Source organism: Sphingomonas sp. LM7 (assembly GCF_002002925.1).
Taxonomy (GTDB): Bacteria; Pseudomonadota; Alphaproteobacteria; order Sphingomonadales; family Sphingomonadaceae; genus Sphingomonas.
This window is the reverse complement of the sequence record NZ_CP019511.1, coordinates 1744811-1757148: the sequence shown is the minus strand read 5'-3', so window position 1 is coordinate 1757148 and position 12338 is coordinate 1744811. Positions and strand designations below refer to the sequence as shown.

The window sequence follows — 12338 nt, the reverse complement described above, 5'->3', positions numbered from 1 at the left end:
TGCCTCAGAACTTGAAGCTCGAGTCGCTCGGCAGTGCCGACGCCTCGGCCTTGAGCACCACGGTGATACGGCGGTTCTCGGGACGATTGGGCTGGTCGGGATAGACCGGCTTGGTGGCGCCCATCGCGACGACTTCGGCGAAGCGGTCCGGCGTCATGCCCGATCCGATCAGCGCCTGGCGGGCGGCGAGCGCGCGCTCACCCGAGAGGCGCCAATTGGCGTCGCTCTGGACGCCGCCGGCGCCGTCGGTATGGCCCTCGATCGCGATCTGCGCGCCCGAGGTGCCGAGCTTCGCCGCGACCTTGGCGAGCATTGCCCGCGCATAGGGATTGAGCTCGGCGGTGTTGGCGCGGAACATCGATTGCTGATCGGTATCCATCAGCGTGATGCGCAGGCCGTCGCGGCTCGGATCGATCTGGACGTTCTTCTTCTGCCCTGAATCCTGCGACGAGGAATCGAGCGCGATCTGCAGCTCGGAAGCGAGCACGCGCATCGACGCGTCGGGGACGCTGGCGGTACCGCCGCGCGCCGCGCCGGCAACGGCGGCCTCGCTGGTCGGGGTGCCGTTAGCGGTGGTCCGGTCGGTCGAGTTCTTGCGCGAACGGCCGCCGGCGCCTTCGGACATGCCCTGCAATGGCGTGCTCGGCGCAGTTTCGCTGATCGTCGGCGAGAAATACTGGGCGAGGCCCTTCAACCGCTCCTTGTCAGGATTGGAGATCAGCCATAGCAGCATGAAGAACGCCATCATCGCGGTCACGAAGTCGGCGTACGCGACTTTCCAGGCGCCGCCGTGATGTCCGCCGGCAACCTTCTTGACCTTCTTGATGATGATCGGGCGTTCATTAGTCAGTGAAGCCATGCCATTTCCCCCCGATGTCCGGATTTCCAGTCAGCGCCTCACGAAGCCGGTTCTGAACTTCGGCGAGGCGGACATGGTTGACTGCGCTCATCGAGTCTTCGCCGCCGGCGATCCGCTCGAGCAGGTTCGCGCACTCGTCGGTATGCTGGATCAGATAGTCGAACGACTGCAGCTGCTCGATATGGGCATACGCGAACTGCTCATCGGCAACGAGCACTTCGGCGAGCTTTTCGAGCATGTCGCGCATCTCGCGCAGCTCGCTCGCAATCACGCTGTGGAGCGTGCCTGCGAACGGATCGTAGCCGGGAAGCGGCTCGACCGAAAGCGGCTGGGCGGGAACGGGCAGGCACGACATCAGAACAGCTCCAGGTCTCCGCCGACGGGCGGCAGGGCAACGGGGACAGGCGGGCGATCGGGAACGCGGTCGGCCACCTTGGTGCAGCGGCTCTTGCCCTCGTGCGGCAGGAACTCGATCTTGCGCGCCGACGTGCCGCCGAGATCGGCATGCGCCACCTCGATGCCTTCGTCCGCCATGAAACGGTGGGCGAAGGCGGCATTGGAGGACCCGATCGAGCCGAGGCCCGAGACGATGTTGGCGCCGCCATACAGGTGGGCGCGCAGCCGGGTGCGCACCGCGCCCCTGGCCATCATCCCGTTGATCAGCAATTCCATGGCGTGAATGCCGTAGCGCTGCATGTCGCCGGCCGAGACGCGGTGGTCCGCGCTCGGTTCGCCGAGGAGGAAGTGGTTCATCCCACCCACCTTGGCGACCGGATCGTAGAGACATGCGGCCACGCAGCTGCCGAGCAGCGTCGATATGACGACGTCCGGCTCCGCTAGAATTGCATTCTCGCCCTGGACGATCGAGACCCGTCGCATCAGGTGAGCTCGCCGAAAACGCGCTCGATCTTTTCCTTCAGCGCTGCGGGCGCGAAAGGCTTTACGACATAGTTGTTGACCCCGAGGGCCGCGGCCTTCTGGACGATCTCCTTGTCGGCCGAACCCGTGAGCATGATGAACACGGTCTTGCCGATCACCGGATCGTTGCGCACGGCTTCCAGGAACTGGAGACCGTCCATCTCGGGCATGTTGAAGTCCGAGATGACCAGATGGACGCGATCGCTCTTGATCGCCGACAGCGCCTCCTGGGCGCCGGGCTTGTCGCGGACGTCCTTGAAACCGAGATCCTGCAGCGCGCGACGGATCATCGCACGCATGCTGGTCTGGTCGTCCACGACCATCACCTTGATTGCTGCAGCAGCAGGCATCAGACGCTCCCAATCTTTTCACGGCATGCCTTGAGGATCGCCTCAGGCATGGCAGACAAACCAATTTCCTTCTCGACCGCGCCGAGTTCCATCGCCGCGCGGGGCATGCCCCACACCACGCAGGTCTCCTTGCTCTGGCCCAGCGTACGGGCACCTGCGCGGCGCATCGCCAGCAGGCCTTCCGCACCGTCCTGACCCATTCCCGTCAGGATCGCGCCGACCGCAGCGGCACCCAGCGGCGCCACCGAACGGAACAGCACATCGACCGACGGGCGATGGCCGGTGACGAGGTCGCCCTGGCGAAGCTTGATGTGCCCGGCGATGCCGCCGGCAAGCTCCATGTGCGTCTCGCCCCCAGGTGCAATATAGACGGTTCCCGGACGAATCTGTGCGCCTTCAGTCGCTTCCATCACGCGAACGCGACATTCCGAGTCCAGGCGCTGTGCGAAGCTCGCCGTGAAGCTCGCCGGCATGTGCTGGACGATCAGCACCGGCGGGCAATCGGCGGGCAGCGCCGGCAGCAGCGAAAACAACGCTTCGACACCCCCGGTGGACGAGCCGATCGCGATCAGCTTGCCCGCGCCGCCCCCGGCGACGCTAGGCTGCTGGGGCAGGCGGGTCGGTCCGGCACGCGCCACCGAGCGGGCGGCGGTCTTGACCTTCTCGCACAGCAGCGTCGCGTCGCGCTCGATGTCCTCGGGCGTGCCGCTCGGCTTGGTGACATAGTCGACCGCGCCGAGGCGCAGCGCCTCGATCGTCACTTCGGCGCCGCGCGCCGTCAGCGTCGAGCACATCACCACCGGCATGGGCCGGAGGCGCATGATGCGCTCGAGGAACGACAGTCCGTCCATCCCCGGCATCTCGACGTCGAGCGTCAGCACGTCGGGGTTGAGCGTCTTGATCATGTCGCGCGCCGCGAACGGCTCTGGTGCCATGCCGACGACTTCGATCTCGGGATCGGCTGAAAGCATGCGCTTCAGCGTCGCCCGCATCGATGCGCTGTCATCGACGATAAGAGTACGTACCGGTCGCATCATTGAGTCTCCGGCTTGGCGTAGATGGTGTGGCCGCACGACGTCATCCGGGTGGCCGCCGGACCGATCAGCCGCTCGGAATGGCCGATGTAGAGATGACCGCCGCTGGCGAGCTGGTTGACGAAGCGCTCTTCCAGCTCCTCCTTCGCGGGATCACCGAAATAGATCATCACGTTGCGGCAGAAGATCACGTCGTACTGGGCCTTTAGCGGCCACTTCTCGAACAGGTTCAGCACCCGCGCGGTGACCAGTTGGCGAGCCTCGTCGGCGACGGTGAAGCCGCCAGGCGCCGGGCGCATCCAGGCGCTGCGATACGGCTCGGGAACCCCCGCCGCGATGTTGTCCGCATAGAAGCCGCGTTGGACCGATTCCACCACATGCGGCGCGATGTCGGTCGCGAGCAGGCGGACATCGGCATGGCGCAGCCACTGGGCGGACGTGCGGTCCGGCCCGAGCAGGCACATGGCGATCGTATAGACTTCCTCGCCCGACGAGCACCCCGCCGACCAGATCCGGATCGGGCCCTGCTTGCGCTTGAGCACCGGCAGGACGTGCTGGCGGAAATGATCGAAGTGATGCGGTTCGCGGAAGAAATGCGTGTGGTTGGTGGTCAGCGCGACCACCATCGCATGCCGTTCCTGCGCGTCCGACTGGACCATCGCGACATATTCCGAGAAGCGGGCGAGGCCATGTTCGCGCAGCCGCCGCGCAAGGCGGGACTGGACGAGCGTGGTCTTGGCTTCGCTCAGCTCGATCCGGGCGTCGCTGTGCATGATCGCGGCGATCGCGGCGAAATCACGGGGCATCAGCTCCGCATTCGCTGCCATCATCGCGTTGCCGCCGGCGAGCGCCGCGGCGCCCCCGGCGGGGCTCACGCTGCGAGGTCCAGATGCTTGGTCAGGCTCAGCGCCTCGAGATCGAGCAGCAGCACCATGGTGCCGTTCTCGTCGCGGGTGCCGTCCTTGGCGCGCGTGGTGATGCGCACCAGACCGTCGATCACGCTCGATTCGATCGTCTCGACCTCGGGGGCCGGCTGGATCTCGCTGCGGCTGATCCCGACGATGTCGTTGACTTCGTCGACCAGGAAGCCGGCCTGCTTGCCGCCGATGCTGACGACCAGGATGCACGAGCGGGCATGGATCGCGCTCGGCTCCCAGCCCAGACGCTCGGCGAGGCCGACGACCGGGATCACGTTGCCGCGCAGGTTGCTCACGCCCTTGATGAAGGTCGGAACATTGGGGAGCGGGGTGGGCTCGTCCCATTCGCGGATCTCGATGAGCGCACCCATGTCGATCCCGAAAGTCTGCTTGCCGAGCGTGAAGGTGACGATCTTGCAGTCGCTCGCGGATTCAGTGTTGGTGGTCATGCGGCCAGTCCTTTGGGGGTGTAGCGGTTGGTCGAGGCGACGAGCGCTTCGATGTCGAGGATGAGCGCGATCGAGCCGTCACCAAGGATGGTGGCGCCGCCCAGCCCGCGGATCGGGTGGAGGTTCTGGTCGAGGCTCTTGATCACCACTTCGCGGCGGTCATCGATGGTATCGACGACCAGGCCGACCTTGCCGTGCTCGCTCTCTACGATCACGACCAGCGAGTCCTCGATCAGGCGATCGTCGTTGAGTCCGAAGATCTCGGTCGCACGCTTCACGGGGACATATTCGCCGCGCATGTCGATCACTTCGGTGTCGGGCGAAGTGCGCTTGACCTGGCCCGGCTCGGGCTGGACGGTTTCGAGCACATGCGCGAGCGGCAGGACGAAGCGCTGGCTGGCGAGGCGGACGATCATGCCGTCCAGGATCGCAAGGGTCAGCGGCAGGATCATCGTGAAGGTCGTGCCCTCGCCGGGAACGGAGTGGATCTCGACGCGGCCGCCCAGGGCTTCCACGTTCGAGCGGACCACGTCCATGCCGACGCCGCGACCCGAGATGTTCGAAATCGTCTCGGCAGTCGAGAAGCCCGGTGCGCAGATCAGCTGATCGATCTCTTCGTTCGACAGCTGTGCATCGGCGGGGATGATGCCCTTCTCGATTGCCTTGGCCTTGACGCGCTCGCGGTTGATGCCGCGGCCATTGTCCTGGACGCGAACGAAGATGCGCGCCCCCTTCTGCTCGGCCGACAGCTTGATCGTGCCCGCGGGCGACTTGCCAGCGGCGATGCGCTCTTCGGTGCTTTCAAGGCCATGGTCCGCAGCGTTGCGGATCATGTGCGTCAGCGGATCACCGATCTTCTCGATCACGCCCTTGTCGACTTCGGTCGTCTCGCCGACGGTTTCGAGCTCGATCTGCTTGCCGGTCTCGACCGAAAGGTCGCGCAGCATGCGCGGCACGCGGCTGAAGGCCTGCTTGATCGGCTGCGCACGCAGCGACATGACATTGTCCTGGATCTGGCGCGTCAGGCGGGCCAGCTCCGGGAGTTCGACGCGCTGGCGGTCGGCAGGCGACAGCCGGTCGGCGAGGATCGAGTTGCGGATCACCAGCTCGCCGACGAGGTTGAGCAGAAGATCGAGCTTCGACAAGTCGACGCGGATCGTCTGCGCGGCCTCGGTAGCCGGCTTGGGCGCCGCGCTTTCGACGACCGCCGGCGCGGGCGTCGGCGTCATTGGCGTGGCGGCGAGATCCGCCACCACCTGCTGGACCTGCGCAGTGAGATCATCGATCGAAGCCATCACCGGCACGAACGGGATAAGATCTTCCGCAGCCATTTCGGGTTCGGGCGCCGGAATGGGCTCGAACGCCGGGGCAGGGGCCTCGACTTCGTTGCGCGTCACTTCGACCAGCGAGTCCGGCGCGACGAAATCGAAGCAATCGTCGATGTCGCGCTGGGCGACGTCGCCTGGCATGCTGAGCACCCAGACGAGATAGGCGTCCTCGGGATCGAGGTCGCGCAGCGGCGGAACGTCCGATACGTCGACCGACAGGACCTTGGCGCCGAGCGTCTCGAGCTCACGGATGATGAGCAGCGGCTCGCCGGCGTTGGCGAGCGCGGCGCGCGACGGCTTGAAGCGGATCGTCCAGGTCGAAGCCGATGCCACGGGCGCGGCCGGCGCGTCGAAATCGTCGAGCGCGAAGGCGACCGGCGTGAAGCCGAATTCGTCCTCGGCCGGGGCGGCCGGAGCGGCAACGACCGGAGCGGGCGCAGGCGCAGGTACAGGTGCGGCAGCGGCGGGAGCGGCGCCGTCCTCGGGAACACCCCGGTCGGCGAGCACCTTTTCGAGCGCTGCGAGCGATGCGGCGTCGTTGGGACGCGGCGCGAGGCCCTTGGCGGTCTCGACGTGATCCGAAAGCACGTCGAACGAGCTCAGCATCACCTTGATGACGCCCGGAGTCGGCGCGATCTTGCCGCCGCGCACTTCGTCGAGGACGTTCTCGAACTTGTGTGCGAACGCCGTCAGATCGGCATGGCCGAACGCGCCGGCGCCGCCCTTGATCGAGTGCACCGCACGGAACACGCCCGCGATCGTCTCGGCGGAAACGTCGCCGCCCTGCATGGCCGAAAGGCCCTGCTCCGCGGTGGTGAGACCCTCAGTGCATTCTTCGAAGAAGATTGCCTGGATTTCGTCGAGTTCGTCGCTCACGGGCACACGCGGCGGATCGCCGCCCCCAGCTTGGTTGCCTCGAACGGCTTGGTGATCCAGCCGGTGGCACCGGCGGAGCGGGCGCGCTGCTTCTTCTCGTCCGAGAATTCGGTCGAGAGCACCAGGATCGGCGTGCCGCGGAACTGGCCTTCGGCGCGAACCGCCTCGATCAGCTCGAAGCCGTCCATCTTGGGCATGTTGATGTCGGTGATGAGCAGGTCGGGCTTCACCTCGTGCATGCGCTCGAGACCGTGCTCGCCATCGTTGGCGCTCTCGATGCGATAGCCCTGGGCGGTAAGCGACGTCTTGAGCAGCATGCGCATGCTCGCCGAGTCATCGACGGTAAGGATCAACTTGCTCACTGGACGTCTCCGGTTTCGAGGCCGATCGCGTCCGCCATACGGCAGCTGGTCACGCGCTCGACAAAAGCTTGGCTGGGATTTGCGATGCGGAAGCCCTGGCCGTTGGCCACCGCCTCGGCGCGCGCGGCGACGAGGAGCTGGAGCACGGCCTGGCCGACGCTCTCGACCTGCGACGCATCGACTTCGATCGTATCGTCGAGGTCGGCGGCGAGGACGAAGCGGACGCGCAGGTCTTCCGCAGTGACGGTGGTGCCGTGCGCAGGCAAACGCAGCGCGCGGTCATCCGCCTCAGGCAGTGGCAGGGTTAAGTCCATTTTTCGCCTCGTCGAGTGCAGTTTCGAGTTGTTGGAAGGTCGGCGCATAGGCCGACGGCGTCATGCGGCGGGCGATCTCGATCGCGACCTGAACCGGCTGGTTCTGGGCGTATGCGACGATCGCGGTCTTCACGATGAAGAAGGGCTTGGCGTCCTCCTCGATCGTTTCGAGCAGCTTGGCGGCAAGCGGGCCGACCACGCAGTAGCTGAGCAGAATTCCCAGGAAGGTGCCGACGAGCGCGCCGCCGATCATGCCGCCGAGGATCTCGGTCGGCTGGTCGATCGAGCCCATCGTCTTGATGACGCCGAGCACCGCGGCGACGATCCCGACGGCGGGAAGGCCGTCGGCCATGATCTGGAGCGCGTGCTGCGGATGGCCTTCTTCGTGGTGATGCTTCTCGATGTCCGCGTCCATCGCGGCATCGAGCTGGTGCGGATCCTCGAAGTTGACCGTCATCATGCGCAGGTAGTCGCAGGTGAATTCGATCAGGTGGTGATCCTTGAGCAGCCGCGGATAGGGCTGGAAGAGCGGGCTCTCCTCCGGGCTGTCGAGATGCGGCTCGAGTGCAGTGGCGCCGCCCTTCTTGAAGGTCGACAGCACGCCGAACATCAAGGTGAGCAGGTCCTTATAGTCCTGCGCCTTCCACTTGCTGCCCTTGAACGAGCGCATCAGGCCCTTGCCGGCCTTCTTCACCGTCGCCATCGAATTGGAGACGACGAAGGCGCCGAGCGACGCCCCCGCGATCGCCATCATTTCGTGCGGCAGCGCGTGGAGGATGATGTCCATCTTGCCGCCAGCCATGATGAAGCTGCCGAAGACGCATCCAAGGATGATGAGGAAACCAACGCCGTTCAGCATGGTGGGGCCGCTATTCTTTCTCTGGTGTTTCCAGAATTATAGGAAGATTTTGGCGGGCCGCGGTGTGCCGCGGCCCGAATTGTTCAGGCGGCCTGGCGATCCTGCCAGTCGATCACCGTCAGATAGTTGCGCAGGCGGTTGAGCTCGAGCGACGCCATCAGCGGATTGTCGTGATAGGGGTGGACGATCTGCGCGACATCGGCCGCCCAGGGCGCCGAGGAATCGAACACCACGCCGAGGCCGAACACCGCGGGGACATGTGCGAAGGCCAGCGGCCGTTCGTCGCTGCGGTTTGCGGCGAGGAAGTCCTCGACTGCCGTGAGCACGCCGTTGCGCGGGCCGCCCTCATGCGTGGCGAAGGCGAAATTGCCCATGCCGCGGAAGCCGCGATGCGGACGCAGTTCGGACTGGCCGATGAACGCACCGCCTTCGAAGCTGTGCGGGTGGCGCCATTCGGCCGGGATCCGCTCGGGCGCGTAATACATGTCGCGGCGGCCGGTGGGCCAGCTCACATCGTGCAGGAAGGCGAGCAGCGGGCGGCCGTCGCGCAGCGCCAGTTCGTTGGCGATGCGCAGCTCGTTCGACACCGTGTAGTAATTATGGTCGCCGTCGATCACCCAGGCGTCGACATCGGCGAGCGCGGGCATTGCTTCGAGGCTCGGCTGGGCGACGTGCGTCACCGTCGGGCAATTCTGTGCCCAGGTGATGAATTCGGCCTGCGGGGCGGGGTCGATGCTGGTCAAATGACCCTGCTTGACCTGTGCATAGGCGGCGAGCTGCTGCGACATGCCGCCGAACTCGGCGCCGACCTCGACAAGGTTGGACGCGCCGGCGGCGTGCATGCAGCCGAGGATGATGTCGGAGAATTCGGACATCGAATGGATCAACAGGCTCATGCGGAAGCTCCGGTGGCGAGGAGGGCGTTGTGCGGCGCGGCCGGCTTGGCCTCGCGCTTGGCGATCGGGCGGAAGACGACGGCGAGCATCATCTGGCGGTCGCCCTGCTTCGGCGGCGGGGGGACCATCATGAAGGCGAATTCGTCGGCGCACTTGAAGAGGTTGGGAGCGGCCTGCTCCATGCCTTCGAGCGAAGGCGTGGCCTCGATCTCGCGGTCACCCTGCAGCCCCTTGTCGCTCAGGAAGCGATCGACCGGCATGAAAGTCGCGCTCTCGACCTGGACATAGTCGAACAGCTGGCCGAACTGGATGCCGACCGAGAAGCGGCAATCGCCCACCGGGATCGGTGCGATGTAATAGCCGTCATGCGTCGGCGTCGCAGTGACGTTACCGGTCGAGACCTCACGGCCGTCCGCCACGATCAGCGGCAGCGAGATCGTCTGGTCGATGAAGTCGGCGTACTTGAGCGCCAGCCCGAAGCGCTTGTGCGCGAGCAGGCTGAGCTTGAGCGCAAGGCCCTCGCCCTGCAGCTCGGCGGGCAAGTACATGCGGTCGGCGCCCTTCATGTAGAACAGGCCGCGCTGGCGCAGGCCCTTCCGCGCGACTTCGCTGTCGAACAGTGCGACGGTGTTGTCGACGCCGAGGTTCACGTCGTGCTCGAACTGGCCGAGCACGGCGAGTTCCGCCGCAACCGGCATGTACATCAGCCGGCCCATCACTGCGGCGGCGCCGCGGCGCCACATCGCGGCGTCGTTGGCCGAGGCATTGCGGATCGTCACATCGGCCTGGGTACGGGCGAAGCGGATGGCGCCGGCCTGGATCCGCTCGCGGATCGCCGACTGGCGCGACTTGATGCTGTTGCCCTTGCGGATCGACGCGCCATCGGCGGCATAGTCGACCACCGAGCCCTGCGCGGCGGTGCACAGCTGCTCGAGCACGGCGACGTTGGTGCAGAGCGCCTCCAGCGTATAGCCGTCATAGTGATCGTGGCCGATAAAGCCCTTCTTGTCGTAGCCGGCGCGGAACTGCTCGCGGAGCAGCAAGTAGCGGCCGGCGACACGGACGCCGAAGCTGCGAACGAGCAGCGCTTCGATCTCGTTCTGGACCGAGCCGTTATAGCCCAGGTCGACCAGCATCAGCGTGTCGCCCGGCTGCGGATCGACCGTGCGGCGGACATGCGCGACCAGGCGCTCGGCAAAGGCAGTCGACGCCTTGACGATGCGGCGCATCCGTGACGGGGTGGTCATCGCGGTGGCGAAGGCACGGCCACGCGTTTCGGCGTCGGCGCGCGGCAGCTTGGCGAGAACAGCCGCGATCTCGTCCTTGGGCAGCAGCATCTGCTTGGCGACCACCGCGGGATCGCCTTCGACTTCGAGTTCGAGATAGCGGCGGACCGCTTCCTCATCGACGAAAGTCGAGGCAGTGGCGGTGAAGCGGCTGATCTCCAGCGCGTGACCGGCCTGGCCGCTGCGCGCCTGGTACATCAGCTGGGGCAGGTAGCCGTCGCGCATCAGGAAGACGTGGTGGACCTTGCCGCCATGCTGGGCCTGGAGCGCCTCGGACTCCTGCGCGAGCCAGCGGTCGTAGCCGTGAAGGACAGGACCCAGTGACGTGAAGCCGAATGCCTCGGCGCTGTCGGCGATGACCGGCTCTTCGAACGAGAGCGCAGCGCGATGTGGCTGGTGGCTATGGGCGATCTCGTCCGCCGCCGGATGAAGCATCGTGCCGACCGCGGCTTCGAGGCGCAGGCGCTGCTCGGTGCTTTCGGTGAATTGCTTGAGGTGGAGCGTGTGGACGCCGAACGGCGCGACACCGCCGACATCGGCCCGCTTGTTGTCGCCGATGTGAAGGATCTCGTGCGGCTGGACCGAGAGTTCCTTGAGGATGAACTCATAAAGCCCCTCGCTCTTCGCCTTGCCATAGGTGGCCGAGCAGAAGACGCGGTCGATCAGTCCGGCGACGTCCTCACCCGCAGCGGCGGCGATCAGGCCGCGCAACTGGTCGGGGTTGAGATAGGTGTCGGAGACGATGATGATTTCCATCCCGCGGCGCTTGGCGTCGCGCATCAGCTCGACGGTCGGGCGGAAGGCGAAGCAATGCGCCGCCTCGGCGTCGATCTCGTTCCGGACGCCGCCGGCGCGCGAGACCGCGCAGCCATTGGGCAGCAGTTCGCGATAGATTTCCTCGATGCTGACTTCGCCGCGCTTCTCGCGCAGCTCGGCGGCGAGGCGCGCGCGTTCTTCGGCCCATTGGCGCTGCGTCACCGTAGTTTCGGGCAGCGCGCCGAACAGGTCCTTGGGCGCATGCGTGTCGCGCCAGAGCAAGGTATCGAAACAGTCGAGCGAAAGCAGCTTGATGCCATCGCGGCCATTGAGCGCGCCAGCAAGCGCGTGCGGAAGTATTGTGTCGGTCAATGCAGTTTTCCCTGGAAATGCGTCCGCATCGAGTGACGCACAATTTCTTATAGGAAGGCCGCGGACCAACCCGGCAAAATCTTCCTAGAATGAGGGGTCTGCAAAGGAGCCCGCATGACTGTCACTGCCTACCAGACCGCCCGAAGCCGGGCGGAAACGCCGCGCTCGGCCGAATTCCGGCTGATAAGCGAGATCACCGGCGAGATGATGGATGCCGAAACCGCCGGAATGAAGGGTGCGATGCTGATGCCGTCGCTCCATCGCAACCGCCAGATGTGGTCGGCCTTCACCACCGATTGCGGTGCGACCGGCAACGGCCTGCCCAAGGAATTGCGCGCGCAGATCATCTCGATCGGCCTGTGGGTCGAGCGCTTCACCAGCGACGTCGTCGCCGGGCGCGAGCCGATCGGCGAACTGATCGCCATCAACCGCACGATCATGGAAGGCCTGCGCGGCCAGCGTCTGGCCGCCTGAACGTTCTTCCTCCCAATATCGAAAAGGGCGCCGCGGTCTGACCGCGGCGCCCTTTTTTCGTGCCCCGCGGCCAGGCTTGGTAATCGGGCTATCGGCAGATCGCCTCCAGCGTGGGACGGAGATTGCCCGGCCTTGCCGGTCGGCTGCTACCTAGCGTTCGGGATGACTAGTACCATCAGCCCGCTCGGTCAGGCTGTCGTGCCTCGTCGGGCCATTACGGAAGGCCGGGTCCGGCATATCGTAATCGATACCTGGATCCTTCACCGCTCAACGGAAGGTTCGGAAACG

Annotated in this window: 14 protein-coding genes; 1 reads left to right on the top strand and 13 read right to left on the bottom strand. The window is 65.8% G+C overall.

The window, feature by feature from the left end; all coding sequences use genetic code 11:
• Positions 1–4 precede the first annotated feature (4 nt).
• From BXU08_RS07920 to BXU08_RS07860, 13 genes are all read right to left on the bottom strand, one after another.
• On the bottom strand, positions 5–859 hold the full coding sequence (locus BXU08_RS07920; protein ID WP_077509560.1) for a flagellar motor protein MotB: 855 nt from the start codon (positions 857–859) through the stop codon (positions 5–7).
• Positions 843–1214, bottom strand: coding sequence for a hypothetical protein (locus tag BXU08_RS07915; RefSeq protein WP_077509559.1), 372 nt, complete (start codon positions 1212–1214; stop codon positions 843–845). The genes BXU08_RS07920 and BXU08_RS07915 overlap by 17 nt, the downstream gene beginning before the upstream one ends.
• Positions 1214–1738 carry a chemotaxis protein CheD gene (locus BXU08_RS07910; protein ID WP_077509558.1) on the bottom strand — a complete coding sequence of 175 codons (525 nt, stop codon included), beginning with the start codon at positions 1736–1738 and terminating at the stop codon, positions 1214–1216. The genes BXU08_RS07915 and BXU08_RS07910 overlap by 1 nt, the downstream gene beginning before the upstream one ends.
• Positions 1738–2127 carry a response regulator gene (locus BXU08_RS07905; protein WP_171982460.1) on the bottom strand — a complete coding sequence of 130 codons (390 nt, stop codon included), beginning with the start codon at positions 2125–2127 and terminating at the stop codon, positions 1738–1740. Before BXU08_RS07905 ends, BXU08_RS07910 begins: the two co-directional genes overlap by 1 nt.
• Positions 2127–3161, bottom strand: coding sequence for a chemotaxis response regulator protein-glutamate methylesterase (locus tag BXU08_RS07900; RefSeq protein ID WP_077512153.1), 1035 nt, complete (start codon positions 3159–3161; stop codon positions 2127–2129). Before BXU08_RS07900 ends, BXU08_RS07905 begins: the two co-directional genes overlap by 1 nt.
• Entirely contained in the window at positions 3161–4036 is an 876-nt protein-coding gene (locus BXU08_RS07895) for a protein-glutamate O-methyltransferase CheR (protein WP_253190549.1), read from the bottom strand. Before BXU08_RS07895 ends, BXU08_RS07900 begins: the two co-directional genes overlap by 1 nt.
• On the bottom strand, positions 4033–4527 hold the full coding sequence (locus BXU08_RS07890; RefSeq protein ID WP_077509557.1) for a chemotaxis protein CheW: 495 nt from the start codon (positions 4525–4527) through the stop codon (positions 4033–4035). Before BXU08_RS07890 ends, BXU08_RS07895 begins: the two co-directional genes overlap by 4 nt.
• Positions 4524–6731: a chemotaxis protein CheA gene (locus tag BXU08_RS07885; RefSeq protein WP_077512155.1), complete on the bottom strand. Its 2208-nt coding sequence runs from the start codon at positions 6729–6731 to the stop codon at positions 4524–4526. Before BXU08_RS07885 ends, BXU08_RS07890 begins: the two co-directional genes overlap by 4 nt.
• The gene (locus tag BXU08_RS07880) at positions 6728–7093 is read right to left on the bottom strand and encodes a response regulator (protein ID WP_077509556.1); all 366 of its coding nucleotides are present in this window, start codon (positions 7091–7093) and stop codon (positions 6728–6730) included. Before BXU08_RS07880 ends, BXU08_RS07885 begins: the two co-directional genes overlap by 4 nt.
• Positions 7090–7407 carry an STAS domain-containing protein gene (locus BXU08_RS07875; RefSeq protein ID WP_077509555.1) on the bottom strand — a complete coding sequence of 106 codons (318 nt, stop codon included), beginning with the start codon at positions 7405–7407 and terminating at the stop codon, positions 7090–7092. The genes BXU08_RS07880 and BXU08_RS07875 overlap by 4 nt, the downstream gene beginning before the upstream one ends.
• On the bottom strand, positions 7382–8266 hold the full coding sequence (gene motA, locus BXU08_RS07870) for a flagellar motor stator protein MotA (protein WP_077509554.1): 885 nt from the start codon (positions 8264–8266) through the stop codon (positions 7382–7384). The genes BXU08_RS07875 and motA overlap by 26 nt, the downstream gene beginning before the upstream one ends.
• Positions 8267–8349: 83 nt before the next feature.
• Positions 8350–9162 (bottom strand): class I SAM-dependent methyltransferase, encoded by an 813-nt coding sequence (locus BXU08_RS07865; RefSeq protein WP_077509553.1) that lies wholly within the window; start codon positions 9160–9162, stop codon positions 8350–8352.
• Positions 9159–11576, bottom strand: a complete 2418-nt coding sequence (locus BXU08_RS07860) for an HAD family hydrolase (RefSeq protein WP_077509552.1) — start codon at positions 11574–11576, stop codon at positions 9159–9161. Before BXU08_RS07860 ends, BXU08_RS07865 begins: the two co-directional genes overlap by 4 nt.
• Before the next feature lie 114 nt (positions 11577–11690).
• On the opposite strand from BXU08_RS07860, the gene flaF reads away from it, so the two are divergent.
• Entirely contained in the window at positions 11691–12050 is a 360-nt protein-coding gene (gene flaF / locus BXU08_RS07855) for a flagellar biosynthesis regulator FlaF (RefSeq protein WP_077509551.1), read from the top strand.
• Positions 12051–12338: the final 288 nt, after the last annotated feature.